The following is a 25,960-nucleotide window of genomic DNA, read 5'->3' as shown; positions in this document are numbered from 1 at the left end:
CCCAACCAAAAGGGAGGGGCTTGTTTTTATGTTCTTTATAGAACGTTTTTCTAGCTAACTGCTGTTGTTTTTATTTAGTGTATCCGGCGTTTAATGAGCGTGTACCGCTGAATCTTGGTATAGCTCTGCATCAACTTCTTCGCCTTTACTTGGGCGCGGTACAATCTCAAAAGAGGTGTCAGCTTCTGTCAGTGAAGACAGCAGTTTGTTAAGTGATGTCTTATCACCTTTCACGCCTGCTTGTCCGTCTTCTAACAGTTTTCCAAGGCTTGTTTTCTTAAGCACGATGTCAGACACGTCAGACTTATTGATGATCAGTGTCGTATCCGCATCTTGCAGCTCTGATACTTGGATGTTGTTCAGGTTGCCGTTAGACATCTCAACGTAGTAGAACTCTTTTACATCAGGCAACTGAATATTCAATGTAAATGGTGTTTCTTGTGCTTTTAGCGAATCCACTTTTACGGCTAAGTAATCGAGTAGGTTTTCAATCGTCATGTTCGCTAACACATCCGGAGATGCAGTTTTCGGTGCGCCCGGTTGTGTGCCAATACGAAGCTCTTGAGCGCCGGTTAGGTAGATGTTTCTCCAACCTGCACCTTCTGATTGATAACCCAACTGCTCGTATGTATCTGCCAATAAGCCACGTGCAACTTTGTTCTCTGGCTCAGCTTGAATCACCTTATTCAGTGCTGTTGCAACGAAGCGGTATTCACCTTCTTGGAAATCTTGCTGCGCTTTTTCAATCACAGCATCGCTGCCGCCCATGTACTCAACAAACTTCACCGATTCTGACTCGATTGGTAATGGATTAAGATTAGCTGGGTTCATGTCGAAGTAACCAAGATACATGTTGTACACAGCGCGAGCGTTGTGAGAGTAAGTACCGTGGTAACCGTTGGTGTGCCAAGACTGTTGGATGCTGTCTGGCATGACCTTGTAAATCTCGTCACCGATGTCTTGCAGAACCACGCCGTTATTGGCTAAGCGAAGCGTTTGGTTATGAGTAAAACCGTAAGCGTCACGCTGCATTTTTAGGTAATCAGAGATCTCTTGTTCGCCCCAGATTGGCGATGAGTGAGACGCAAACAACACCTCTGTTTCTTCGCCCCAAGTGACTAACATCTCGTTGATCTTCTTAGACCATTTCAAGCCGTCACGTACTTTAGCGCCACGCAGCGTGTACAGGTTATGCATGCCTTGGTAAGTCAGCTCGCCAGTCCAAAGTGCTTTCATGCTTGGAATATACGTCACCATTTCAGAGGCCGCTTCGGTACCTGAAGCATCCATGAATTGCATTTCTAGGCCGTCAATAACCAGAGTTTCAATCTCTTCGTTATGGTTCAGCTCGTAGTCTGGCAGTACGTAAGTAATGCTACCGGTTGATAGGCCTTTCGACAGTGCAGCATCAACAATACCGTGCTCGTGTCGGTTCAGGGTTGCACCATACTGATAAGCGGTACGACGAGACATTGCATTACCCGCCAATACGTTTTCGTCGACGATCTCTTTAGTAATGTTTTTCGAACCGTACACTTTTACATCTGGGTATGCGTCTTTGATTGCTCTTGCGCCACCAAAGTGATCAGCGTGCGAGTGAGAGTAAATCATAGCAACGACGGGAAGTTCGCCGCCATCAGGCACATTGCTCTTGAAGAATTTGAGTGATTTAGCGGCCGCTTCTTTGGTAAGAAGAACGTCGTAAGCGATCCAACCGTTGTCACTACGAATGAAAGAGATAGACGCTAAGTCAGCACCTCGAACTTGGTAAACTTTACCCGGAACAACTTCATATAAGCCTTCTGCTGCTTGGTTCAGTACCGCTTGGCGCCACAGTGAAGGGTTTACTGAATCTGGTGCTTGGTCTGCATTCGTCACACTTGGGTCGATAAAGTTAAAGCTATTGCGAATGATGTCGCCCGTCTCTTGGTCGAAGCTAGCAATAAGACCCTTGTTGTTATTGTCGAAAGCGCGAGTGTCGGCAAAGTTAAGTGTTTTTGCGAACTCTTGGTTTGCCTTAGTCGTCATCTCGGTTGCGCTTTTGCCACCTTGGTCGCCAATTTCGCTGAAGTGTGCGTGGTCATGGTTAGCTGCAACTGCAGGGAATGCGAGCGAGATAGCTAGGAACAGTGATGCATTTTTGAACGTGCGTGAAGTCGTCATAAGAGCCTCTTCATTTCAGAATTTTGTTTCGTTGAGGCGATTATAGGAATAAGACATATAGCAAAAAATAAAGTAAGCTTTATTTAATACATCACGATTGGCTATGTATTGAGTCATGCAATGGTTGGGGAACGAAGGCGAATCCTGACCTATGATTGATTAAGACCACATTGACAGGGAGAGTAACGGTGAGCGACGTGGAAAAGTTGGATTTAAATCTATTGAGCGTGTTCTTAGAAGTGTATCGATTAAAGTCGATCACGCTTGCATCAGAATCGCTTGGTATGACTCAGCCTGGGGTTAGCGGGGCATTGAAGCGATTGCAATCTCAGCTTGATACCGACCTGTTTATTCGTGAAGGGCGTGGGATTATTCCGACTAACGCTGCGGTGCAATTGGCAGACCGAGTAGAGCCTGCTCTAGAAGGGATAAGCAGCGCAGTAAGCACTTTAAAGACATTTGATAATCAGCAGCATCATGTGTTTCGTATCCTGGTGAATGAGATTGGATTAACCAAGCTTCAACCTCTCGTCGAGCAAGATGAGACGTTGGGCAATATCTCGATTGAATTCAATATGGTGCCGAACAACGAAGAAGAATTATTGCAAGGCTTGAGCATGCAACAAGCTGATTTAGCGATTGATATCCATTACCCGCAAGTTAACGGCTACATGAAGCAGCCGATGATTGAAGATGAGTTGGTGCTGATAGCTCGAAAGGGGCATCCGAGAATCAATGGCTCTGTGACGCAAGAGCAATATTACAACGAAAAGCATGTTACTTTTAGAATGCGTCGAACCCGTTTATACACGGCAGATTATTTTACCAAGTCGCCACTGAAACAGAGAAAAGTGAGTGCCGAGTGTGACTCGCTGATGACCATGTGTGTGCTGGTATCGGGCTCAGATTGTGTCGGCAGTACATCGCGTGATTTTGCCAATCAATTTTCCGAATCCTTCCAGCTTCAAGTCCTTGATCAGCCGTTTGAAATCTTACCTATGCAGCAATACATGATTTGGCATAAAAGAACCGATTTGAACCCTGCTCATCAGTGGCTGAGAAACAAGATTCAGCAATATATGGCTGATTAACGAGCCGCTCTTGCTGCTCGTTTCTGTTTGGCGCTCTCTATCATCTTAGAAGGCGTCATTCCTGTCACCAACATGGTGCCGGTGATAACCAGAATTGAACCAACAATCGTATTGATGCCAATTGCTTCATCTAAGAATAAGTTACCCCATAGAATACCAAATACCGGAATGATGAAGGTCACGGACAGGGCTGAAGGTGCGCCGAGTTCAGAGACGAGATTGAAGTAAAGTAGATACGCTAACCCAGTACATACCGCGCCTAATAAGACAACCGATGTAGTGATCGTAACGTCGGGTGTTTCTCTCATCGGAATAAAGAATACAAACGGCAAAACCAGCAATACCGCAGCCCACATGCTGCCATGAGCATTGTTGAATGCCTCAACTTTAGGGGCTTGTTTGGTATAGTTTGACGCTATTCCGTAGCTAAAGGCCGCCATCACTGCTGCAAAGATAGGAAGCATAGCCTCACGGCCAATGTTCATCGCATCCCAACCGACTAACACGCCAACTCCTGTTACCCCAATCCCAAGTCCCAATAGAACTTTCGCCTCGAGTGCTGTTTTGGTCCATATTGCACCAATGATTGCCGCCCATATTGGCGCGGTAGAGTTCAAGATGGCGAGTGTCGAGGCGTTAAGTGTCTGCGCGGCATAAGCGAAAAGCAAAAAAGGAAGTGTGGTGTTAAACAGGCCGAGAATGAAGAAGTGTTTTGCGTGATCATGAAAAGAGAGCTTCTTTTTTAAATAGAAAGAAACTAAAAGCAGAGTAAGTGCTGCAAACAGAACTCGCGCTTCAATTAAGACTGCGGGCCCTAATGGATTGGCGGCCATTCTCATGAAAAGAAACGAGCCTCCCCATATAGCCGCAAGTAGTATCAGTTTTAAAAAGCTCACAGTTTGAATCTCAGATTGTGTAAAACCTGACTATGGAGGAAAGATAACTATTACACAAACATAGATGCCAATACTGTGCAGTTATGGACATAAAATCGAGCCCGTTAATCAGGAACAATTTCGATGAATTTCGTTCTGTTTATAGTTCCTTATTTGATGAGTAATCTAGCGTTAGACATCAAACTTAGGCAAACAAAATGAAGATTGAACACATCGCAATTTGGACCAAACAACTTGAAGTTCTGAAGCTATTTTATGAAGATTATTTCGGCGCGACATCGAACTCAAAATATCACAACCCAACTAAAGGGTTTTCTTCCTACTTCCTCTCATTTGAAACTGGAAGTCGTTTAGAGATTATGGAAATGGATTCTGTCCCTGAATCGAAAGACGACATCTATGATCAGTTCACAGGCTTCATTCATATGGCGATTTCACTAGGGTCTGAACAAGCGGTCGATTCACTGACTCAAAGTTTGGTCGAAGATGGCTATGAGCGCTTAGATGGCCCAAGAAGAACAGGTGATGGCTATTATGAGAGCTGTGTACTCGATCCGGATGGTAATCGCTTGGAACTTACCGTTTAATGTAGAGACTTAATTGAGTTACTCATCTACTAACGGAACTGAGGTATGACAATGATGAAGCTTGCTGTGACTTTCCTTTTTAGTCTTGGGCTTATGGGATGTGCTACCTCAGAACCGGTGTATGAGCAGGAGGCGGACTCAAAGCTTGAACCATCACAACCCATAGGTTACCTCGGTTTTAAAGCTCACCAAGAGTGGGCGATTCAATTCAATGATTGCACGGTCTACGATTTAATCGGTGCACAACCTTACCAGTGGTTTGATCGCACTTCAGCCTCTGTGAGCTGTTATACGTTTAAGCCAAACGATGCCATCGAGCCTTTATCTGTCTATGCCGACGCAAACTTCGACAGCAATAAGCTAGCCCCGATTAACCTATTTCAAGAGCTGCAGGTATCAGAGTCTGGCTGGGGCAAGTTTCCTGCCGTCTATGAGACCAACGGCACCAACTGGTTGAAAGTCAAAGAGGGTTGGATTCACCTCACTTTAGCCGATCAGACACTCGTCCAGTTCTACCCGGGAACTCAAGACCTATCCGGCAAATCACTGCATGATCAGTATTTTGAACAGCATTGATCGTAATGCTGACTGTTGATTAGTCTTTAGATCGATCAAAAAAGATCTTTTAACTGTTGCTGAAACCGGTTTCAATCTGTATCTTTGCTTTTATTGAAATCGATTTCAGAGTTGTAATTGCAGCTCAAATTCTGATCTTTTTCACGAATAACTTGTAGTGAGTAATGGTATGAACAACGAATTTTCGAACGATTTTTTATGGGGCGGTGCAGTAGCAGCGCATCAACTAGAAGGCGGCTGGGATGCGAATGGTAAAGGTGTCAGTGTTGTTGATGTATTAACAGCGGGCGCTCATGGTGTACAACGTCGAATCACCGATGGCGTGATTGATGGCGAAAACTATCCTAACCAAGTCGCAGTGGATTTCTACCATCGCTACAAAGAAGACATTAAGTTATTCGCTGAGATGGGCTTTAAGTGTTTCCGTACCAGTATCGCGTGGACGCGTATCTTCCCAAATGGCGATGAAGCTGAAGCGGGTTTAGCGTTTTACGATGATCTGTTTGACGAGCTGTTGAAATACGACATTCAGCCTGTGGTAACACTGAGCCACTTTGAAATGCCTTACCATCTAGCTAAGGAATATGGCGGCTGGATGAACCGCAAAGTGATCGACTTCTTCGTTAAGTATTCAACTGCAGTGATGGAACGATACCAACACAAAGTGAAATACTGGATGACGTTTAACGAGATCAACAACCAGATGAACACCTCGGCAGATATTTTCGGTTGGTTATGCTCAGGCGTGAAGTTTCCACAATGCGAAAAGCCGCAAGAGGCGATGTATCAAGCGGTTCACCATCAGTTTGTTGCAAGTGCTTTGGTGGTTAAGAAAGGTCACGAGATCAATCCAGATCTTCAAATCGGCGCAATGTGTGCGATGGTGCCTTTCTATCCTCGTTCTTCTAAACCGGAAGACATTATGGTGGCACAACAAGCGATGCGTGACCGTTACTTCTTCTCAGATGTGATGGTTCGCGGTCATTACCCAAATTACGCTACGCGTGACTGGGCAATCAAAGGCTTCAATATCGAAATACAGCCTGAAGATGAGCAAATCCTAAAAGAAGGCAAAGCGGACTACCTTGGTTTTAGCTACTACATGTCGAATACCTTGGATTCTTCTTCGCATCAGTCGACTGAAGAAGCAATGGACGGTGGTCATGAAAATTCGGTCGAGAACCCGTTCATCAAGTCGAGCGATTGGGGCTGGCCGATTGACCCAACAGGCCTACGTTACTGTTTAGCATCTCTTTATGAGCGCTATGAAGTGCCGTTGTTCATCGTTGAAAATGGTTTTGGCGCAGTTGATACCATCGAAGAAGATGGCAGCATTAATGATGACTATCGTATTGCTTACCTTGGAGATCACATCAAAGAGATGAAAAAAGCTGTTGCGATTGATGGCGTTGACTTGATGGGTTACACCCCTTGGGGCTGTATCGACTTAGTTTCGTTCACCACGGGCGAGATGAAAAAACGCTACGGATTCATTTACGTAGATAAGCACAACGATCAATCTGGCTCACTAGAACGCAAGCGCAAGAAGTCTTTCGAGTGGTATAAAGGTGTGATTGCATCTAACGGTGCCACTATTTAGAATGCATTCCCCAGCGCAGTTATGTGAACTGTGAGCTGTCATTTTGCAATGAATTAGTCGGCCTATGTCGGCTAATTTTTTATAAAGGAAAAGAAGCGAATGGTAACCATGCTTGATGTCGCAAACCGCGCAGGCGTATCTAAATCGACCGTTTCTCGTGTCTTAAATGGCAAGAACATCGTGCGCCCAGATGTGGTGAAAAAGGTATTTGATGCGATTCAAGAAACAGGTTATCGACCGAACTTGTTGGCTCAGCAATTGGCGACCAAGAAGACCAATTTCATCGGCTTTGTAATTACCAATGAGTTGTTCAATGGCCCTTACTTCTCTTCCTTGATGTATCACGCGGCTTCTTATAGCGAAAAGTCGAATCACCAATTGGTGATCACCGATGGCAAACACAGCGCTGAAGACGAAAGAAAGGCGATCAATTTCCTGCTGGATATGAAGTGCGCGGGCATCATCATCTATCCGCAATGTTTAACCGAAAGCGAGATAGCTCAGATCATCGAAAGCACTGACACTCCGATTCTGGTACTCAACCGAGAAATGCCGTCGAAGCCCAATCATGCTATTACCACCGACCATTATCAGAGCGCTTGTTTGATGGTTGAACACATCATCGAGCAGGGTCATACCGATATTGCAGTGATTCGTGGTAAAGCCGGTTCTTCGACCGATGAGCTGCGTTACCAAGCCTATCAAGATGTGTTAACTAAACATGGTGTTGCATTGGATGAGTCCAACGTTGTTCAAGGTGATTGGACGATGGAGAGCGGTTATCACGCGGCTCAGGCTTTGGCAAAAAGCAGAACCACATTCACTGCTATCTTGTCTGAAAACGATGATATGGCGATTGGTGCGATTAAGGCGTTAACCGAACTTGGGTACTCATTGCCTCAAGATGTTTCGATCGTCGGCTTTGATAACAGCAAAGTGGGGGCGTTTTTAACGCCAAGCTTAACGTCTGTGAGTGTGCCATTAGAGCAAATGACGCAAAAGGCGATCCTGCAAATTGTCGGTGAAACAGAGCAAGCGACCACCATCAATACCACTGGTAGTTTGGTGTTACGTGATTCGATAGCGAAGCTAAATTAGCACTGTTCGAATTTCATATTTTACCTACAAAAAGTGACGAGCTGCGCATCTCTTAAACCAAGCTCAAACACTCCTTATTCACTGTTATTTAGATGTGCGATATTGCGTTTTTGGTCGATGAATTGACCACCATTAGTTAAGTAATGTGAAGCTAGATAAGTAATATGAAAATAGCCAAGTGATGTGAGAACAGGTAAGTAACGTGAAAACAGAAAAACAAAAAATGCTAGCAGGCGAACCTTATCAGGCTTGGGATAAAGAACTTTATGCCGCTCGTATCGAGTGTCGTAAGGTACTTCAAAAACTCAACAATAGTATTCCTGACACACATGAGTGGGAAGCGGCGACGCAAGAGCTTATTCCGGGTTGTGAGAACGCGCACCTAGAGCCCCCATTTCGTTGTGATTACGGCTCGAACATCAAGCTGGGCAAGAACTTCTACGCTAACTTTAACTGCGTGATTTTGGATGTGGCTGAAGTGACCATTGGCGACAATGTGCTGCTTGGTCCGAACGTTCAAATCCTGACCGCAGGTCATCCACTCGATGTGAAAGGCCGTGTAGAAGAAGGCGTTGAGTTTGGCACACCGATTAACGTCGGCAACAATGTTTGGCTTGGCGGCGGTGTAATCATTTGCCCCGGTGTCACCATTGGCGAAAACAGCGTGATTGGCGCAGGCAGTGTGGTAACTAAAGACATCCCAGCCAATGTGGTTGCAGTCGGTAACCCATGTAAAGTGCTGAAAGCGATCGATAACGGACAATAATCAGATTTAAATGACGAAGCCCGAACCTAGGTTCGGGCTTTGTTTTTTCTATCCTTGCTAGATGCTAGATGCTAGATGCTAGATGCTAGATGCTAGATGCTAGATGGAACAGCTTGTTGTGCTTGCTTCTTATCTAACGCACCACTGAATCGAGTCAGAACAAGAGCGATCAAAACAATCACAGCACCTACCCAAGGGGTGTTCATTAATCCAGATTTCGCGACAATCAAACCACCGCCCCATGAGCCCAATGCAATACCGACGTTGAAGGCGGCAATGTTCAACCCAGAAGCGACATCGACGGCGTCTGGTGTGTATTTCTCAGCCAGTTTCACAACATACACTTGTAGCCCCGGAACGTTACCGAATGCAAATGCACCCCAAACCAAAATGGTAGCAACAGCTGCGTAAGGGTTTACTGCGGTAAAGTTGAACACCACCAGTACCACGGCTAAACCAGAGAAGATAACGGTCAATGCTTTAATTGGGCCCATCTTGTCGGCCATTTTTCCGCCCCAGATGTTACCGACCGCAACTGACACACCGTAAACCAACATGATTAAGCTGATTGAGCTCGAATCAAACCCTGATACGTTTTCCAGTATTGGAGCAAGGAAGGTAAAGGCTGTGAATGTGCCGCCATAACCTAGTGCCGTGATAGCGTAAACCAGCAGTAAGCGTGGTTGAGTTAGAACCTTTAGCTGTGCCGAAATCTTCGCCGCTGGTGGTTGCTTAAGGTTGCTTGGAACCAAGATAGCGCTACCGATAAGAGCAATAAGACCAAGCAAGGCAACGATCAAGAAGGTTGCTTGCCAGCCAAAGGTTTGGCCGATGTAAGTGCCCAGTGGTACGCCGGTCACCAATGCAACCGTTAAACCCGTAAACATGATCGCAATGGCACTGGCTGCTTTATCTTTTGAAACCAAACCTGTCGCGATGGTCGATCCAATCGAGAAGAACACACCATGGGCAAGGCCGGTCAAAATTCGTGCGGCGATCAGCGTGTTATAGCCTGGAGCTTGCCACGCCAATAAGTTACCAATGACAAACAATGCCATCACAGTCAGTAACACCGCTTTACGATTCCATTTACCGGTTAATGCCGTTAACACTGGCGCACCAATAGCAACGCCAAGCGCATATAAACTGACTAATAGGCCCGCCGATGGCAGAGATACATTCAAGTCGCTCGCCATGGTAGGAATCAAGCCTACGATGACAAATTCTGTGGTTCCGATGGCAAAGGCGCTGAGCGTCAATGCAAGTAATGCTAGTGGCATAATCATCTCTCTTACTGTTCTTTGTTAAATACCGAGCGCGATAAAATGGGGCAGCTTGTGACTGCAATAGGTGCGCTTCGTTTGATGGCGAGGATTATCTAGCAAAATATATTTGTGAAAAATGCCCTTATTAACAAATAACCTTTGTTAAATTTGCAATAATTGAAGAGTTAACCGATCATAGGGTTAAGCTGATGAGATCGAAAAGACATAGATGATTTGAGCTGTGATGAGCACAAGCGAGATGACATTAAACAAAATGAAGATAGCGAAGGAGCCTCATGTTAACCCGTTCAGATGATTTAGAAATGGTACTCACCGTTGTCGATGCTGGTGGTTTTTCTGCGGCGGCAGAGGCGCTGGATGTGCAGGTCGCCAAGGTGTCTCGTTCGGTGAGTAAGGTTGAGTCGCAACTCGGCGTCTCAATATTCAACCGAACAACGAGACGCGTGGAATTGACGGAGGAAGGACGGCAGTTTGTCGATTCAGTCAGGGTGGGATTACAGATGATTCAGAGCGCGGAAGAAGAAATCGTGTCGCGCGGAGAGTTGCCAAAAGGTCGTTTAAGAGTCGATGCCGCCAGTCCATTCGTATTCCATCAGCTAGTGCCGTTGGTGCAGTCATTCAAAGAGGCTTACCCAGACATTGAGTTGGAACTCACTTCCAACGAAGGCTTCGTTGATCTTCTCGAAAAGAGAACTGATGTTGCGATTCGAATCGGTAAGCTGTCCGATTCAACACTGCACGCTCGACCGTTAGGTAAAAGCTTACTCCATATTGTGGCGTCACCTGGTTATCTCGCTAAGCGTGGGTTGCCCACCAAACCTGAAGATTTGAGTTCGCATCAAATTGTGGGGTTTGCGGGTAACAAAGTGCTTAACCATTGGCCTTTACCAAATCAAAGTGATGTCGCGCCTACTGTGACAGCCAGTAATGGTGAAACCGTGCGTCAACTAGTCTTAGCTGGAAATGGGATTGCTTGTTTATCGGGGTTTATGGTGCAGGAAGATATGGCTGCGGGTCGCCTAATCCCTATTCTGGAACAAGACAAACTTGCCAACACAGACCGAGAGCGAGTGAATGCGGTTTACTACAAGTCGTCATCGGTCTCTAAACGTATCTCGGCGTTTATCGACTTTATTCAGCCCCGTTTGAGCTTGTAGGGAAGAATGAAATACTCTTTAGCAGCACACAGCCAAACCGTTATTTGAATCGTTTGAGAGCGGGTATTCGTATCAATGTTTAGAGAGCACATATTGTTGTATTGAGATTCGATAGGTGGATGTGATCTCAATATTGTTTACCAACTTTTACTGTTTAGAAGCCGCCCGCCCATGCATCAAAATCGTCAATGTTGTCGAGCTCTTCTTTAGTTCTTGGGGCTGGGTAATAAGGCAGTGCTAACCTTTGAGCGGAAGGTTGCAGTTCCCAATCGGGTGTAATCTTGAGTCGTGTTAACTCATCGTTGAGGCGTACAAACATATAGTAACCATCAGCGTGAGTATTGGCGTAACTTGCGACTGTCGCAATATCTCCAGAGGGTAATTTTACATCTCGGCCGAGCGGGTAGAGTTGGTGTAGCGCAAAGCTGACTTTAGGGTCTTGCAGTTGAGGTCGTGCGAGGCTTCCAACCCGCGAGGAATAATCCACTCAAGCTATCTTGGAATGGTTTACCTATTCGATTGCCTTCATTACTAATGAATTGAACTGTTAGTTTATCTCCTGACTCTTCCAGAATTTCTAAAAGCTGTTCACCAGTGCGATCGACCAAGAGCTTCATAATATCCAGCTACCATCAAGAATGAGAGACGATAAAGGGTACGTAGCGTGAACAATGTTTTCGGTGTTGATCCTTACATGCCCTTAGATCAACAACAGCTTTAGCGCTTACGTAAGTAATGCGTTTGCACAATCTCATATAAGTAAGTCGACACGCCTGTTAGTGTGAAATCAAGCGGTGAAACTAGATCTCCAAACAATGGTGAAGCATCACCCAGACCGAATAGAGCTCACCATTGACATGGTCGAAAAGCCGCTGAGTTTATACTGTTTGGCGCTCACTCAACTTAAGTGATCTGTAGGCAATTTACTGACCTTTAAATTTATACTGGATAATTACCTATAAATTTCAGGATTTAGCAGTAATAATCAATGAATAGATCGGAATAGCTTGTTCATTGAAAAGCTGTACGAAAAGTTTCTAAAGACGTCATCGTGAAAAGGAAGTCAGATACATGCCTGTGCTCCAACGCATCAGTTTAACGCTAATCTTAATCGCCGTTTTAGGTGGGTGTTCTTCACTTCCTGAAGGCATCGACCACCCAACAGAACCGCCAACCTCTCCTGCACCCAGCACTTTATCGGTTCTAACCAATGAATTTCAGCCTGAAGCTTTAGATCAAGGCACCACCGCGGTTCGTCTGCAAGAGTCTGGTTGGGATGCCTTGGCACAGCGATTAGCACTGGTCGAAAGTGCTGAGCACACCATCGACATTCAATACTACATCTGGAACTCTGATGAATCGGGCAGCTACCTAGCCAGCCGTTTGTTAGCCGCGGCTGAGCGCGGAGTGAAGGTTCGCGTAATGCTGGATGATATCAACCTCAACGAACGTGAAGGTTTGTTGTCGGCACTGGATGCGCACCCTAATGTCGAGATTCGTATCTTCAATCCAACGCCAACACGCCGTGGTTTCAGTAAATGGTTGAGCTTTGTCGGTGACTTTTCTCGTTTAAATCGCCGTATGCACAATAAGTCGTTTACCGTAGATGGTACCTTGTCTGTGGTGGGTGGCCGTAATATCGGTGATGAATACTTTGACCTTTCTGATGAAATCAATTTCCGAGACCGCGATGTATTAGTTATGGGCTCGGTAGTTAACACCATCCAAACCAGTTTTGTTGAATACTGGAACAGCCGTTGGTCTTACCCTGTCGATATGCTGGGTGATGACGAACAACCTGATCTCTCGAAGATAGATAATATTGTCGTTCCGCATTATCAAAATTATCCTGAATTACCATTAGATCGTAAGGCTGCTGATAGTTTACTGAAAGAGGTGGTTGGTGAGATGACTTGGGTGAATGCGCGTTTTGTTTATGATCAACCCGTCCCTGATGACTCCGATAATACTGATGAACCAAAAGCGACCGCGATTCTTCTAGGTAAGTTAGCGAGCGAATCGAAACAAGAGATCTTATTGGAATCGGCTTACCTTGTATTCGATGATGGTCAGCTTGAAGAGTGGCAGGTATTGAACAACAAGGGCGTTGAGATAAAAGCGCTAACGAACTCTATGGCGTCTAATGATCTGGTGACCAATCACTCCGCTTATGCGGGCAGACGTTACGATATGTTGGAGCATGGTATCGACCTGTTTGAGCTAAAACCAGAATCTAAGCTTTGTGAAGCATCGACTCAGGACTTGTCGAAATGTGCACCTGAGACGGCCTATGGCTTGCACGCAAAATCAGTCGTATTCGACCGCAGCATCGCGAGCATCGGTTCATTTAACTTCAACTTGCGTTCTACCTACCTCAATACTGAATCGGTTTTGATCATCGAGAATAAAGAGATTGCTGAAACGTTAGCAAAAACTATTGAGCAAGCAATGAGTGACGACAATAGCTGGCGTTTGGAACTGGAAGACGGTGATGTGTATTGGTATTCAGGCGATCAAAGCTGGGACAGCGAACCAGAAACGGGTAAGTGGGAACGCATGCAATCAGGTTTCCTACAGTTGTTACCGATTGAGAAATATCTGTAAGCTAGCCGCCTCCGGATAAATAAAAATGTCAGCGTATATTACGCTGACATTTTTGTTTGTACTGCTGTTTGCTGTGGTTTGTTGCAAGCTCTTAACGGCTTAACGGCTTAACGCTTGGTCAGCTGCTTGCTGTTCAAGTAAGGCAGGATATGCGGGCGAGATTCGCCAGACAGCTTTTGCGTGATCTGCTGTGACCAACTGCTCTGTTTTTGGTTGCTTGAACGGCTTGCGTAGTAGCTTTGCATCGAATCATCGTAGCTGGCAATGTCATCTAGGCTCAGCGGTTGGTATTGGTTTTCGTGCATCACCACGTGAGCTGGAAGGCGAGGCTTGACCTCTGGTTGCTGTGCCGGATGACCTAAGCACATCCCAAACAACACGGCGGTATGTTGTGGTAGTTCTAACAGTTCATCGACTTGTTGTGCGCTGTTACGCAGCCCGCCAATGTACACGCCACCTAAACCTAGAGACTCAGCAGCCAACATGCAGTTTTGCGCCATGATGCCAGAATCGACAGCGCCAATCAGGGTCAGTTCAGTAAAGTCGGTTTTCACTTCAGGGTTGATTTGAGCGTGGCGTTGATAGTCGATACAGAACACCAAAAACTCAGCCGCGTTCTCCACGTAAGCTTGATTGCCTGCGTATTCGGCTAGCAGTTTACGCTTCTCTTTGTTTGTCACTCTCACGATAGAAACAGCCTGCAGTAAGCTCGATGACGAAGCCGCGAGACCAGCCTGAATAATCACATCAAGTTGTGCTTTTTCAATCGGTTGATTTGTATATTGACGAATGGAGCGGTGCCCCAGAATAGTTTCAATCGTGCTGTTCATAACTCTCAGACAGTCCTTGTGATGATGGCGTAGAGAATCACAATAACGACAATTACCATGAGCGTAAAGGGCATTAGAGCCTTTCTGGTTGACATATTTCAGCAGCGTCAGCCCAGTTTTTGAGATTCTATTTATAATCGATTAATGCCAGCTGCTATGCCGCTGGCATTTTATTATTGAGTGAAACTTGCTTCGAAATAGGCACCAAATGCTCAGAACTGTCGGATAAAATAGGGCATACTGGACTCAATATATAAACCCAAGAAAGTAACCACGCGCATGAATCCAATCTGCCTCAACGACCCTTTTTTTCTTCCTAATGGCCAAGTGATCAAAAATCGCCTGTTCAAATCGGCAATGAGTGAACAGCTAGGTGATAAACATCATAACCCTAAGCAAGGTTTAGTCACGCTTTACCAGCGTTGGGCTCAAGGAGGAATTGGTCTATCCATGACGGGTAACGTGATGGTCGATAGAGGTGCGCTTGGTGAACCTAAAAACGTGGTGTTGGATGAGCACAGTGATTTAAGCGTATTTCGTGAGTGGGCGAGTGCCGGAACACAGAATGGTTCGCAGATATGGATGCAGCTGAATCACCCAGGTAAGCAAATTCCTAAATTCTTATGTGATAGCCCGGTTGCTCCTTCGGCTATCTCTTTAGAGCGTGGATTAGAAAAAGGCTTTAATACGCCACGAGCTCTGACTGAGAAGGAAATAATCGCAATCATTGATAAATTTGCGCTGAGTGCAAAGCTATCAAAACAAGCGGGTTTTACCGGTGTGCAGATCCACGGTGCTCATGGTTATCTCGTGAGTCAGTTTTTGTCTTCAAGACATAATCAACGCCAAGACAAATGGGGTGGCTCACTCGAAAACAGACTTCGTTTCGTGCTTGAGGTTTATCGCGCGATTCGAAAAGAGGTCGGTGACGATTTCCCTGTCGGAATTAAGCTCAATAGTGCTGATTTCATGAAAGGTGGCTTCACTGAAGAAGAGTCGATGCAGGTTGTGCAAACACTGAGTGATAACGGTATCGACCTGATTGAGATCTCCGGCGGCACCTATGAAAGTCCATCAATGATGGGTTCGAAAAGCAAAGCTGAACCAATCAAGGCCAGCACGGTAAAGCGTGAAGCGTATTTTATGGATTACATGGTGAAGGCGAGAAAACTCGTCAGCACACCGCTGGTGGTCACGGGTGGTTTTCGAACCGCGCAAGCAATGAATGAAGCATTAAACACCTCGGCGACCGATTTTATTGGTATTGCACGCACAATGGCGGTTGATCCTGATTTCCCTAACAAGTTAATTGAAGACCCTAGCCACGGCATGCCACTAACCGTGCCAACCACAGGAAAGCCCGCATTAGACAAGATGGCGATGGTCGGGCTGGTTTGGTATGAACATCAAATGTGGCGCATTGCCTCTGGCAAGAATGCTGACCCTAAACTTAGCGCATTAAGCGTGGTGGTAAAAACAATTCTCAGCGCTGGCTGGCACGCTTTCAAAAAGCGCAGAGTGTAAGCAGTCATGGATTGATAAAGCAGAACTTTGAGGAATTGAAGTTCTGCTTTTTTGTTTGTCTCCTTTTAAGTTCTCGATAAATACATCGCAGAGCACCCTCAGCCAGCTTAGCTGTGGTACTAATCTAATACCAACATGAGCATTGGTTATAGTGTCCATAAGTGGAAAATCAGAGTAGACCAACTAGGATGAATTGAATTAAACCCTACAATTAATTCAACAACATGGTAGTGCTATGAAGAAAATAACCCTTTTGTCAGTTGCGATTTTATCTAGCATCTCTTTCTCATCTTTTGCAAAGGATTGTGATCCCAACTTGCTGCCTTCTTGGAAGGACAGCGAGAGCAAATCCGCTATCGTCGACTTTGTTGGGCAAGCCACTAAAGCTGAGTCTGATACGTTCGTGGCAATTGAAGATCGCATTGCCGTGTTCGATAACGACGGTACGCTTTGGTCGGAAAAGCCTTATTACTTCCAATTAGCCTTTGCACTAGATCGTGTAAAAGAGATGGCGCCTGATCACCCTGAATGGAAAACCGAAGCACCGTTTAAGTTTGTACTCGAAGATGATATTGAGAGCGTTCTGGGCAGCGGTGAAGAAGGGCTATTGAAAATCATCATGGCGACACATTCTGGTATGACTGTTGAGCAATACCAGCAAGACGTTGAGCAATGGCTGACGGTAACAAAAGATAAACGCTTCAACAAAGCCTACACAGACCTTACTTATCAGCCAATGAAAGAGATGCTGACTTACCTGCAAGATCATGACTTTAAGACTTATATTGTGTCGGGCGGAGGCGTTAACTTCATGAGGGCGTGGGCTCCACAAGCTTACAATATTCCTACAGAGCAAATCATCGGTAGTGCGCTTAAATACAACTACAGCTACAACGATGGCAAACCAACGGTGACCAAAGATTCGTTGATTTTGACCATTGATGACAAAGCCGGAAAGGTCACTAACATTCAGCATATTATCGGCAAGAAACCTATTCTAGCGGTCGGCAACTCAGACGGTGACCAAGCGATGATGCAATGGGCAACGAGCCAACCCAATTCAATGGCGATGATTGTTCATCACACTGACGCTGAGCGCGAGTGGCAGTACGATCGTGAGTCTCACGTTGGCAAGCTTGATAAAGCGCTAGATGAGGCGAATTCCAGAGAGGATTGGACACTGATCGACATGAAATCCGATTGGTGTGAGGTGTACTAACGCCAAGTATACCCTTGGTCAAAACTTCAAAGGCTCGGATTTTAAATTCGAGCCTTTTTTGTGAGCGGAGGTTTTGGGAATGAACGGTTTGAAAGCAATCGTTTGAAAGGAATAAGGTGTTATGGGTTCGCTTTAAGCAAGAACGTACTATAAATTTTCAATGCATGACGGTTTAATCGAGTTAGTCGGAAATTAAAGGAATAGAAAAATGAAAACGATCGGTTTGCTCGGCGGTATGAGTTGGGAGTCGACAGTGAGCTACTACAAATCCATCAACGAGGGCGTTAAAGCCACACTCGGCGGGCTCAATTCTGCAAAGGTTTGTATGTACAGCGTGAACTTCGATGAGATAGAAAAGCTTCAACATCAAGGTCGCTGGGCTGAGACGGCGGATATCTTATCGGACGCGGCTTTATCGGTAGAGAAGGGCGGGGCTGATTTCATTCTGATTTGTACCAATACCATGCATAAGGTCGTTCCTGAGATCGAAGAGAAGGTCACGATTCCTATCTTGCACATCGCTGATACCACAGCGCAGAAGTTGCTTGAACAGGGTGTAAAGAAAGTTGGATTACTCGGTACCGCTTTCACCATGGAACAAGATTTCTATAAAGGCCGTCTGACTAACAAATTCGGTATCGATGTGGTGATTCCTGATGAGAGTGACCGAGAGAAAGTCCACAACATCATTTATCAAGAGCTGTGTCGAGGCCAAGTAAAAGAAGAATCTCGAGATGTATACCGTCAAATCATTGAGAAGCTAGGCCAACAAGGTGCAGAAGCCGTTATTCTGGGCTGTACTGAAATCGCCCTCCTGATTCAGCAGCAACACACTGATGTTCCCTTGTTTGATACCACAGCCATTCATGCAGAAGCGGCTGTACGTTTGGCGACGAGTGACTAACTTCTAGTTCTTATTCTTAGTTCCATAGCTGTCCTATTTTCGCTCTTGTACGATTTTCATTCGTTGAAGTGAAAGTTTTTTGTACAAAAGCAGGTCGTTAGTTAAAGAAGCGATGCTTTGTTCATTAACCAAGGCCTTATCGGTAGGTAAGGTTTTAGTTAATGACTGAGGTATTCGCGCTTTTAAGCACTATGCTTTAGTCATGACTAAAAGAGGATTAATTATGAAATGGCTTGTCTTATCTGTAACGCTATTGTTTGTGGCGGGATGCCAATCAACAGGCTCTGAAACATCTTCACATGATCAAATGAATAAAGTAGATACAAGCGGGTGCAGTAGCTAATCTCTTTGTAGAAACATTTTTCAGCTGCTTCGATAACGATTGTTAACTCTACTTGTATATAGATCTACCTTATAAAGCCTTGTGTTCTTACAAGGCTTTCTTCTATGTAAAGCATCTTATTTTTCTAGGTGGATGTTGTAAATTTGTGAATCTGAACTGTCTATATTCTAGGCTGTGTACTGGATCTCATTTGTTATTTGAGTCCCTTGCTAAGGTAAATAATGAATGTGTACTACCAATCACTTTACTCAACTTAAGAGGTTTCTATGCTAGGTGAAAATCACTCTCTTGTTCACGAATTTCCTGAAATGAAAGACAAAATTGCTGAGCTTGCTAAAACTGACGATGGCTTTGCAGCAGATATGAAGACATACGACAACCTTGATAAAGAGATTCGTAAACTAGAGCTGAAAGATTCACCCATTGATGACGGCTCGATGCACCAACTGAAACATGATCGTTCTGTACTGAAAGATGCACTGCATGCACGTTTAACTGGCTAGTGAGCTAGTAATTTTGCTGATTAGCTAAATGGCGAATTGCAGACTTAGACAAAAAAACTCCTTTGGGAGTTTTTTCGTTTTGGCACAATAACATCTTCACAATTCAACTGAGTTAATACGTTGTATTGTTATGTGAATGACGCATAATGAGGGTTACTGGTACACGATTTTTAAGATTTTATTGGTAATCTCATGAATATTGAACACCTCAAATTGTTTGTTCGTTTAGCTTCCACACATAACATCAGCATGGCTGGGCAAGAGCTTGGTTTGTCTCCTGCTGTTGCAAGCTCGCACATCAGTAAACTGGAAGACAATTTAGGCGTTCGCTTGGTCCACCGAACCACTCGTAAGGTCTCTTTAACCGAAGAGGGGGAAGCATTCTTACCTCATGCTGAAGAAGTGCTATCGAGCGTGGATGCTGCCAAATCGGCGGTCGGTGTGGGTTGTGATTCTCCAACCGGAACGTTGCGAGTTACCGCATCTGCGTCTTTTGGACGTTTGCATCTTGTTCCTGCCTTACCTGGATTCTTAGAGCGCTACTCTGGGTTAAAAGTCGATCTCAGGCTATCAGATTCGATGGTGGATGTTGTTGAGGGTGGCTTTGATATCGCGATTCGTATCTCGGATCTGAAAGACTCGACTCTGATTGCCCGAAAACTTGCGACAGACAAGCGTATTGTGTGTGCATCGCCTGATTACTTAATCAAATATGGTAAGCCAGCCACACCTCGAGATCTTAACGATCATCAATGTATTAGCTTAATTGGTTTAGAAAACTGGACCTTCAATGCTGAAAGCGGGCCTAAGACGATTAAGGCATCTGGGTCGTTCAGGGCAGATAACGGGGAAGCACTGCGTGACGCAGCCTCAGGTGGTATGGGGATCACGGTGACATCGAATTGGTGTGCCTATGAACAACTGAAAAGCGGTCAGCTGGTTCAAATATTAGAAGATTACCCATTAACATCAGAGCCTGCAATTTGGGCTGTGTACCCAAGCACAAGGTTACTTGCACCAAAGGTGAGAGCCTTCATTGACTACTTCTCTGAATATTATGGTAATCCGCCGTATTGGGAGAAAACATAGAGACAAACGTTATTAAAGCGCTGACATGGTGAGCGTTTTTAAATGTGTTGTTTCGTTGAGATAAAGAATAGCAACCTTTCGTAAAATTGATAATTAACCCATTTGATAAAACACTATTTAGCTTTTGTTGAAAATAGAAGAGGGTAATAGGGCGATTTGGTCGAGTGACAACTACTGAAGTGCAAGGAATTGAACGCAAATAGTGGAGGCAAATAATAAACAAGCTTAGCACGGGGGACGCTAAGCTTGTTTATTAATCAGGTTGTTGAACTGTGCTTGTTGGCTGGTGGATTAGCCTACTTGAGAAAAGCTTACCACTTTACGTTGTAGCTTCTCTTTTAAGTAATCAGACAATGCTTGTTGCTCTGATTCACTCATGTACAAGCCAAGCTTGGTTCTGCGCCATAAGATGTCTTCGTCTGTCATTGCCATCTCTTGGTTGATCAAGTAATCAATCTCAGCTTGGTAAACACCGTGTGCTTCGCTTGAGAACTGGATGCCAAGGTCCGCCTCACATGTAGCGCCTTCAAGCAGGTCCCATGTGTAAGTACCAAATTGGGTCACGTAACGAAGTAGCAGAGCTTCAGATGCCCAAGGGTATTTCGTGTGCATCATTGCTGCAAGCTGTTCGCGGCTACAGCTAAAGTTGCCACCCGGTAGCGTGTCGTTAGCTGTCCAAGGTGCGCCCATGTGTTTCAGGTAAGGTTCTAGCTTGTTCAGTGCCGCTTCACCGAGTTTACGATAAGTGGTTAACTTGCCACCAAAGATAGATAGCAGTGGTGCTTGATCCATTTCTGCATCCAGCTCCAGTGTGTAGTCACGAGTGATCGCTTGTGGCGAGTCAGATTCATCATCACAAAGCGGTCTTACGCCACTGTATGTCCACACAACATCGTCACGCTCTAGTTGCTTAACAAAGTGCTGGTTAACGATATCAATCAAGTAATCTACTTCGACATCATCAATTGCGACGTTACGTGGGTCGCCTTTGTATTCAAGGTCGGTAGTGCCGATGATCGAGAACTTATCTAGGTAAGGGATCATGAACACAATACGATTGTCTTTGTTTTGCAGAATGTACGCTTGTGGTTCGTCGTGAATGCGTGGCACAACAATGTGCGAGCCTTTGATCAGACGAATATTACGAGGCGAAGCCTGCTCTAACCCATCATCAAAGAACTGCTTAACCCAAGGGCCAGCCGCGTTAACCAGCGCTTTCGCTTTACGTTCAAAACGTTGGTTTGTCATCACATCAAGAATCGTTACATGCCAAATGTCGCCTTCGCGGTGCGCTTTTTCAACTCGGCAGTAGTTGCGTACTTCTGCGTTGTTTTCTTTCGCCGCCAACACGTTCAGCAATACCATACGCGCATCATCTACCCAGCAGTCTGAGTATTCGAAACCTGTTTTCATTTCTGGTTTAAGCAAACCTGATTGAGCCAAGTTCACCGTTTTACTTCCAGGAAGCGTCGTACGTTTACCTAAGTTATCGTAAAGGAATAGGCCACAGCGGATCATCCAAGCCGGGCGTAAAAATGGTCGGTGCGGTAAACGGAAACGCATTGGTTGTGCAACGTGAGGTGCTTTTCTTAACAAGACTTCACGTTCAGCGAGTGCTTCCGAAACCAAACGAAATTCGTAATGTTCAAGGTAGCGTAGGCCACCGTGGATTAGCTTTGAACTTGCAGAAGACGTCGCAGACGCGAAATCATTTGCTTCGTATAAGCCAACGTTTAGACCACGACCTGCTGCATCTGCCGCGATGCCTGCACCATTGATGCCGCCGCCAATCACGATCAAGTCTAAAGTGGAAGATGTACTGTTGTTTGAATTATTTTGTTGAGCACTCATGGTTTTGACCTCTTTCTGAGCGAACGAGCATTTTAGAACATAATTGAATCCTATATGAACTTTCGTTTGCGGTCATTTATTATTTTCGTTTATGCGCGTTTTATGTGATTTGGGCATAAAAAAACCTCTGCTTATGAAAGCAGAGGTTCAAATAAGACTAATTCGAGCATAGAAGCGACAGTGACAGCGAGCAAGTTTTACTTTATTAACTTTTCTATAAAGAATGGTGATCCATTTAAGAAAGTGGCGTCACTGAGCTCTTATGTTTAGTTATTCGCTCATAGGACGAGCGGTATCGATCACTTCTAATGGTATTGCCGAATCTTTAAGGATGTTCAGGATCTCTTCTGGTGGCTGTTTATTGGTGAACACCATGTGTGCTTGAGAGATGTTACCCAGCTTAACCATTGCGTTACGACCAAACTTACTGTGGTCAACTGCCAGGAAGATGCTGCGGCTGTTTTCGATGATGGCTTGCTTCACTCGAACTTCATGGTAGTCAAAATCAAGCAGTGAGCCGTCAAAGTCGATACCGCTGATCCCTAGAATGCCGAAGTCGAGGCGGAACTGCTTCACGAAATCGAGTGTTGCTTCACCCACGATACCGCCATCACGGTTTCTTACCTCGCCACCCGCCAAGATAACCTTTATCTCTGGGTTTGGTAGCAGGATACTGGCAACGTTGATGTTGTTAGTCACGACTCTGAGTTGTTTGTGGTTCTTGTTCAGCGCGCGCGCCACCGATTCTGGCGTAGTGCCGATATCAACGAACAAGGTTGCACCATCTGGAATGTGTTTTACCAGCTCGTCGGCAATCACATCTTTTTCATTGAAGTTAAGCGCTTTACGCGTGTTGTAAGAGGTGTTTTCCGAGCTTAAAGGAATGGTTGCACCACCATGATAGCGACGAATTTTGTTTCTATCGGCAAGTTCATTGAGGTCTCGTCTGATGGTTTGTGGGCTGACATCGAACTTCTCTACGAGCTCTTCGGTGCTCACATATCCTTGTGTTTTTACCAGGTCTACAATCTGCTGGTGTCTTGGTATCTGCTTCACTTAACTTACCACTCCCTGCACGCTATGGGCTCTAGCGCGTCACAATCGAAAATATTAACTCGCGCTATTGTGCTCGAATTGATGAGGAGAGAGAAGTAATGATAGTAAGGAATTATGTCCAAACCGCAAAAACGTTGATCAAAACATGAAAAATTGGCTCCAAACGCAAAAAAGAGCACAAAATAGTGCTCTTTTTAGTTTCGTTTACTGAGGAACGAACAATTCAATCGATAAGAGAGTGATTATTCGAACGCTCGATTTTACTCTTCGTCGTCATCGTGCAGTTCAGACCAAACTTGTGCACACTTGATAGCACGCTTCCAACCTTTGTAACGGCGGTTACGCTTTTCTTCATCGTGGTGTGGCAAGAACGTACGGTCTAGTACTGCTTTGTCTTGAAGCTCATCGATGCTGTCCCAGAAACCAACTGCTAGACCAGCAAGGTATGCTGCACCCAGAGCCGTTACTTCAGTTACTTCAGGACGGTGAACTTCTGTATCTAGTACGTCTGATTGGAATTGCATTAGGAAGTTGTTCGCTACTGCACCACCATCAACACGTAGGTTTGCTAGCTTGATGCCAGAGTCCGCTTGCATCGCATCCAATACGTCACGAGTTTGGTAAGCAATACCTTCCAGTGTTGCACGGATGATGTGGTTAGAGTTAACGCCACGTGTTAAGCCAACAATCGTACCGCGAGCGTAAGCATCCCAGTATGGTGCGCCCAGACCAGTAAAGGCTGGAACAACGTAAACACCGTTTGACGTATCTACTTTAGTTGCGAAGTACTCAGAGTCTTCTGCGCCAGCCAGTAGCTTCATTTCATCACGTAACCATTGGATAGATGCGCCACCCATGAATACCGCACCTTCAAGTGCATAAGCTGGTTCGCCTGTAGGACCACATGCTAATGTCGTTAATAGGCCGTTCTTCGATGTTACTTTCTCTTGGCCTGTGTTCATCAGTAGGAAACAGCCCGTGCCGTATGTGTTTTTCGCTTGACCAGCTTCAACACACATTTGACCGTAAAGCGCTGCTTGTTGGTCACCTGCAATACCCGCGATTGGGATACGAGTACCGCCTTTACCACCAAGGTTCGTTTGACCGTAAACCTCAGAAGAGCGCTTCACTTCAGGCATCATGATTGCTGGAATGCCCATTTCATCAAGTAGCTTCTGATCCCAGCATAGGTCGTTGATGTTGAACAACATAGTACGTGACGCGTTGGTGTAATCCGTAACGTGTACACGTCCTTGAGTCATCTTCCAAACCAACCAAGTATCAACGGTACCGAACAATAGTTTGCCAGCTTCAGCGTCTTCGCGAGCGCCTTCAACGTTGTCTAGAATCCATTTTACTTTTGTACCTGAGAAATACGGGTCAAGGACTAAGCCTGTATTGTCACGTACGTAGTCTTCTAGGCCACGCGCTTTTAGGTCTTCACAGATGTCTGCAGTACGGCGACACTGCCATACGATTGCGTTATAAACAGGCTTGCCTGTCTCTTTGTTCCAAACAATGGTGGTTTCACGTTGGTTCGTGATACCAATGCCCGCTAGCTCATCGCTGCGGATGCCTGCTTTAGCAAGAGCTTCAACCAATGTAGAGCTTTGAGTCGCCCAGATTTCCATTGGATCATGCTCAACCCAACCCGCTTTCGGGTAAATCTGAGTGAATTCTCGTTGAGAAGAACTAACGATGTTTGCATCGTGATCGAGGATTACAGCGCGAGAACTTGTGGTGCCTTGGTCTAGGGCAACAATGTATTTTTGCTCGGTCATGGTAAGAATCCTTTTTCTTTCGTTATTTATATTTTAGTAAATGTAAGGTCGCTTAGGGATTAAGCTTGAGCTTGTTCAGCTTCTTCTTCTGTTTCACATTGGTTTGGAATTGTGCAGCCTTGGCCTTCTACTGGTAGGTAAGCACCGATAACACGTGGGTACAACCAACCACCAAAACACGCACCAGCAATTGGAGCAAGAATTGGAACGATGAAGTAAGGAATATCACGTGCACCGCTTAGTGCGAAATCCCAACCTGCAAAGTAAGCGAACAGTTTTGGTCCGAAGTCACGAGCAGGGTTCATTGCAAAGCCCGTCAGTGGACCTAAAGAACCACCGATAACCGCGATAAGAATACCGATCAGTAGAGGGTTCATTGCACCGCGAGATGCGCCGTTGTTCTCATCACCTAACGCTAAAATGGCAAACATCAACACTGCAGTAATCACGAATTCCACAGCAAAAGCGCCGAAGAAAGAAAGTGAAGCATGTGGGTAAGTCGAGAAGATACCAGCAGTTGATAGTGCGTCTTGGCTGCTACGAACAAAGTTATGTGCGATTTCGTAGTCAGTAAATAGGTTGCTGTACAGGCTGTAAACCAATGCTGCAGAGCAGAAAGCGCCAAGCAGTTGCGAAATGATGTAAGGCACCACTTTCGCTTTATCAAAACCATGGAACATGGCCAGTGCAATCGTTACGGCTGGGTTGATGTGTGCGCCTGAAACGCCGGCAGTACAGTAAATTGCAATCGCAACACCGAAGCCCCAGATGATGCTGATTTCCCATTGTCCGAATGTCGCACCAGTTAATACCAGAGCGGCCACACAGCCAACGCCAAAGAATATGAGTAATCCTGTACCGATAAATTCAGCCAAGCATTGCCCAAATAAAGAAGGGTGTTTGTTTGTTGTCATGTTCGAGTCCTTTTTAGTTTTGCTTATCTAGCACGTGTATTGTGCATATATTTGCGAACTCGAAAATAAACGAACATCAAAAGTGAGCGTTTGAGCATAAAATTGTTAATTAAAGTCACTTA

The 25,960-nt window shown here is 45.3% G+C and carries 21 protein-coding genes and 1 pseudogene; 13 read left to right on the top strand and 9 right to left on the bottom strand.

Annotation, left to right across the window (positions count from 1 at the left end):
* Window positions 1–90 precede the first annotated feature (90 nt).
* Window positions 91–2,163: an alkyl/aryl-sulfatase gene (locus tag AB4486_RS01635; protein WP_372116327.1), complete on the bottom strand. Its 2,073-nt coding sequence runs from the start codon at window positions 2,161–2,163 to the stop codon at window positions 91–93.
* A gap of 188 nt (window positions 2,164–2,351) precedes the next feature.
* Here AB4486_RS01635 and AB4486_RS01630 point away from each other — a divergent pair, with 188 nt between their 5' ends.
* Window positions 2,352–3,254, top strand: coding sequence for a LysR family transcriptional regulator (locus AB4486_RS01630; RefSeq protein ID WP_017059462.1), 903 nt, complete (start codon window positions 2,352–2,354; stop codon window positions 3,252–3,254).
* Here AB4486_RS01630 and AB4486_RS01625 read toward each other — a convergent pair.
* Complete coding sequence (locus AB4486_RS01625; RefSeq protein ID WP_017059463.1) at window positions 3,251–4,150, bottom strand: DMT family transporter; 900 nt, start codon at window positions 4,148–4,150, stop codon at window positions 3,251–3,253. The two genes, AB4486_RS01630 and AB4486_RS01625, sit on opposite strands and share 4 nt — an antisense overlap.
* A 197-nt stretch (window positions 4,151–4,347) precedes the next feature.
* On the opposite strand from AB4486_RS01625, the gene AB4486_RS01620 reads away from it, so the two are divergent.
* From AB4486_RS01620 to AB4486_RS01600, 5 genes are all read left to right on the top strand, one after another.
* Window positions 4,348–4,737 (top strand): VOC family protein, encoded by a 390-nt coding sequence (locus tag AB4486_RS01620; RefSeq protein WP_016794847.1) that lies wholly within the window; start codon window positions 4,348–4,350, stop codon window positions 4,735–4,737.
* Window positions 4,738–4,788: 51 nt separating this feature from the next.
* On the top strand, window positions 4,789–5,313 hold the full coding sequence (locus tag AB4486_RS01615; protein WP_372116346.1) for a hypothetical protein: 525 nt from the start codon (window positions 4,789–4,791) through the stop codon (window positions 5,311–5,313).
* 169 nt (window positions 5,314–5,482) lie between these two features.
* Window positions 5,483–6,913 carry a 6-phospho-beta-glucosidase gene (locus tag AB4486_RS01610; RefSeq protein ID WP_372116324.1) on the top strand — a complete coding sequence of 477 codons (1,431 nt, stop codon included), beginning with the start codon at window positions 5,483–5,485 and terminating at the stop codon, window positions 6,911–6,913.
* A gap of 99 nt (window positions 6,914–7,012) precedes the next feature.
* Complete coding sequence (locus AB4486_RS01605) at window positions 7,013–8,011, top strand: LacI family DNA-binding transcriptional regulator (protein ID WP_017064029.1); 999 nt, start codon at window positions 7,013–7,015, stop codon at window positions 8,009–8,011.
* Between the two features lie 202 nt (window positions 8,012–8,213).
* On the top strand, window positions 8,214–8,777 hold the full coding sequence (locus tag AB4486_RS01600) for a sugar O-acetyltransferase (RefSeq protein ID WP_372116321.1): 564 nt from the start codon (window positions 8,214–8,216) through the stop codon (window positions 8,775–8,777).
* 92 nt (window positions 8,778–8,869) lie between these two features.
* On the opposite strand, the gene AB4486_RS01595 is transcribed toward AB4486_RS01600, so the two are convergent.
* Complete coding sequence (locus AB4486_RS01595; protein WP_108176810.1) at window positions 8,870–10,057, bottom strand: MFS transporter; 1,188 nt, start codon at window positions 10,055–10,057, stop codon at window positions 8,870–8,872.
* Window positions 10,058–10,338: 281 nt separating this feature from the next.
* Here AB4486_RS01595 and AB4486_RS01590 point away from each other — a divergent pair, with 281 nt between their 5' ends.
* Window positions 10,339–11,220 carry a LysR family transcriptional regulator gene (locus AB4486_RS01590; RefSeq protein ID WP_017067576.1) on the top strand — a complete coding sequence of 294 codons (882 nt, stop codon included), beginning with the start codon at window positions 10,339–10,341 and terminating at the stop codon, window positions 11,218–11,220.
* 154 nt (window positions 11,221–11,374) lie between these two features.
* Here AB4486_RS01590 and AB4486_RS01585 read toward each other — a convergent pair.
* A pseudogene (locus AB4486_RS01585) lies at window positions 11,375–11,837 on the bottom strand (hypothetical protein).
* 454 nt (window positions 11,838–12,291) lie between these two features.
* Between AB4486_RS01585 and AB4486_RS01580 the strand changes: the two are divergent.
* On the top strand, window positions 12,292–13,824 hold the full coding sequence (locus AB4486_RS01580) for a phospholipase D family protein (protein ID WP_372116316.1): 1,533 nt from the start codon (window positions 12,292–12,294) through the stop codon (window positions 13,822–13,824).
* Between the two features lie 107 nt (window positions 13,825–13,931).
* On the opposite strand, the gene nfsA is transcribed toward AB4486_RS01580, so the two are convergent.
* Window positions 13,932–14,654 (bottom strand): oxygen-insensitive NADPH nitroreductase, encoded by a 723-nt coding sequence (gene nfsA / locus AB4486_RS01575; protein WP_017066969.1) that lies wholly within the window; start codon window positions 14,652–14,654, stop codon window positions 13,932–13,934.
* Between the two features lie 279 nt (window positions 14,655–14,933).
* Here nfsA and AB4486_RS01570 point away from each other — a divergent pair, with 279 nt between their 5' ends.
* The 5 genes from AB4486_RS01570 to AB4486_RS01550 all read left to right on the top strand — a co-directional run bounded on the left by AB4486_RS01570 (window position 14,934) and on the right by AB4486_RS01550 (window position 20,236).
* Complete coding sequence (locus AB4486_RS01570; protein ID WP_372116313.1) at window positions 14,934–16,178, top strand: NADH:flavin oxidoreductase/NADH oxidase family protein; 1,245 nt, start codon at window positions 14,934–14,936, stop codon at window positions 16,176–16,178.
* Window positions 16,179–16,413: 235 nt separating this feature from the next.
* Window positions 16,414–17,397, top strand: a complete 984-nt coding sequence (locus tag AB4486_RS01565; protein ID WP_372116310.1) for an HAD family hydrolase — start codon at window positions 16,414–16,416, stop codon at window positions 17,395–17,397.
* 208 nt (window positions 17,398–17,605) lie between these two features.
* Window positions 17,606–18,301, top strand: a complete 696-nt coding sequence (locus AB4486_RS01560; protein WP_102428073.1) for an aspartate/glutamate racemase family protein — start codon at window positions 17,606–17,608, stop codon at window positions 18,299–18,301.
* A gap of 609 nt (window positions 18,302–18,910) precedes the next feature.
* Window positions 18,911–19,147: a YdcH family protein gene (locus AB4486_RS01555; protein WP_136975887.1), complete on the top strand. Its 237-nt coding sequence runs from the start codon at window positions 18,911–18,913 to the stop codon at window positions 19,145–19,147.
* A gap of 192 nt (window positions 19,148–19,339) precedes the next feature.
* Complete coding sequence (locus tag AB4486_RS01550; RefSeq protein ID WP_372116307.1) at window positions 19,340–20,236, top strand: LysR family transcriptional regulator; 897 nt, start codon at window positions 19,340–19,342, stop codon at window positions 20,234–20,236.
* A 291-nt stretch (window positions 20,237–20,527) separates the two neighbouring features.
* On the opposite strand, the gene glpD is transcribed toward AB4486_RS01550, so the two are convergent.
* The 4 genes from glpD to AB4486_RS01530 form a co-directional block, all read right to left on the bottom strand.
* On the bottom strand, window positions 20,528–22,087 hold the full coding sequence (gene glpD / locus AB4486_RS01545) for a glycerol-3-phosphate dehydrogenase (RefSeq protein ID WP_372116304.1): 1,560 nt from the start codon (window positions 22,085–22,087) through the stop codon (window positions 20,528–20,530).
* A 270-nt stretch (window positions 22,088–22,357) separates the two neighbouring features.
* Window positions 22,358–23,143 (bottom strand): DeoR/GlpR family transcriptional regulator, encoded by a 786-nt coding sequence (locus tag AB4486_RS01540; RefSeq protein WP_017066103.1) that lies wholly within the window; start codon window positions 23,141–23,143, stop codon window positions 22,358–22,360.
* Between the two features lie 260 nt (window positions 23,144–23,403).
* Entirely contained in the window at window positions 23,404–24,924 is a 1,521-nt protein-coding gene (gene glpK, locus AB4486_RS01535; protein ID WP_102428456.1) for a glycerol kinase GlpK, read from the bottom strand.
* Window positions 24,925–24,983: 59 nt separating this feature from the next.
* A complete protein-coding gene (locus tag AB4486_RS01530; RefSeq protein ID WP_004732234.1) occupies window positions 24,984–25,838 on the bottom strand; it encodes an MIP/aquaporin family protein in 855 nt (284 codons plus the stop codon).
* Between the last annotated feature and the right edge of the window lie 122 nt (window positions 25,839–25,960).

This window comes from Vibrio sp. 10N.222.55.C6, assembly GCF_041473395.1.
GTDB classification, from domain to species: Bacteria; Pseudomonadota; Gammaproteobacteria; order Enterobacterales; family Vibrionaceae; genus Vibrio; species Vibrio crassostreae_C.
This window is presented reverse-complemented; position numbering and strand designations above follow the sequence as displayed.

Bases quoted from the DNA above. Each gene is read 5' to 3' on its own strand.
- AB4486_RS01635 (WP_372116327.1), bottom strand. From the start codon at position 2,163: ATGACGACTTCACGCACGTTCAAAAATGCATCACTGTTCCTAGCTATC.
- AB4486_RS01620 (WP_016794847.1), top strand. From the start codon at position 4,348: ATGAAGATTGAACACATCGCAATTTGGACCAAACAACTTGAAGTTCTG.
- AB4486_RS01615 (WP_372116346.1), top strand. From the start codon at position 4,789: ATGATGAAGCTTGCTGTGACTTTCCTTTTTAGTCTTGGGCTTATGGGA.
- AB4486_RS01610 (WP_372116324.1), top strand. From the start codon at position 5,483: ATGAACAACGAATTTTCGAACGATTTTTTATGGGGCGGTGCAGTAGCA.
- AB4486_RS01605 (WP_017064029.1), top strand. From the start codon at position 7,013: ATGGTAACCATGCTTGATGTCGCAAACCGCGCAGGCGTATCTAAATCG.
- AB4486_RS01595 (WP_108176810.1), bottom strand. From the start codon at position 10,057: ATGCCACTAGCATTACTTGCATTGACGCTCAGCGCCTTTGCCATCGGA.
- AB4486_RS01590 (WP_017067576.1), top strand. From the start codon at position 10,339: ATGTTAACCCGTTCAGATGATTTAGAAATGGTACTCACCGTTGTCGAT.
- AB4486_RS01580 (WP_372116316.1), top strand. From the start codon at position 12,292: ATGCCTGTGCTCCAACGCATCAGTTTAACGCTAATCTTAATCGCCGTT.
- nfsA (WP_017066969.1), bottom strand. From the start codon at position 14,654: ATGAACAGCACGATTGAAACTATTCTGGGGCACCGCTCCATTCGTCAA.
- AB4486_RS01570 (WP_372116313.1), top strand. From the start codon at position 14,934: ATGAATCCAATCTGCCTCAACGACCCTTTTTTTCTTCCTAATGGCCAA.
- AB4486_RS01565 (WP_372116310.1), top strand. From the start codon at position 16,414: ATGAAGAAAATAACCCTTTTGTCAGTTGCGATTTTATCTAGCATCTCT.
- AB4486_RS01560 (WP_102428073.1), top strand. From the start codon at position 17,606: ATGAAAACGATCGGTTTGCTCGGCGGTATGAGTTGGGAGTCGACAGTG.
- AB4486_RS01555 (WP_136975887.1), top strand. From the start codon at position 18,911: ATGCTAGGTGAAAATCACTCTCTTGTTCACGAATTTCCTGAAATGAAA.
- AB4486_RS01550 (WP_372116307.1), top strand. From the start codon at position 19,340: ATGAATATTGAACACCTCAAATTGTTTGTTCGTTTAGCTTCCACACAT.
- glpD (WP_372116304.1), bottom strand. From the start codon at position 22,087: ATGAGTGCTCAACAAAATAATTCAAACAACAGTACATCTTCCACTTTA.
- glpK (WP_102428456.1), bottom strand. From the start codon at position 24,924: ATGACCGAGCAAAAATACATTGTTGCCCTAGACCAAGGCACCACAAGT.
- AB4486_RS01530 (WP_004732234.1), bottom strand. From the start codon at position 25,838: ATGACAACAAACAAACACCCTTCTTTATTTGGGCAATGCTTGGCTGAA.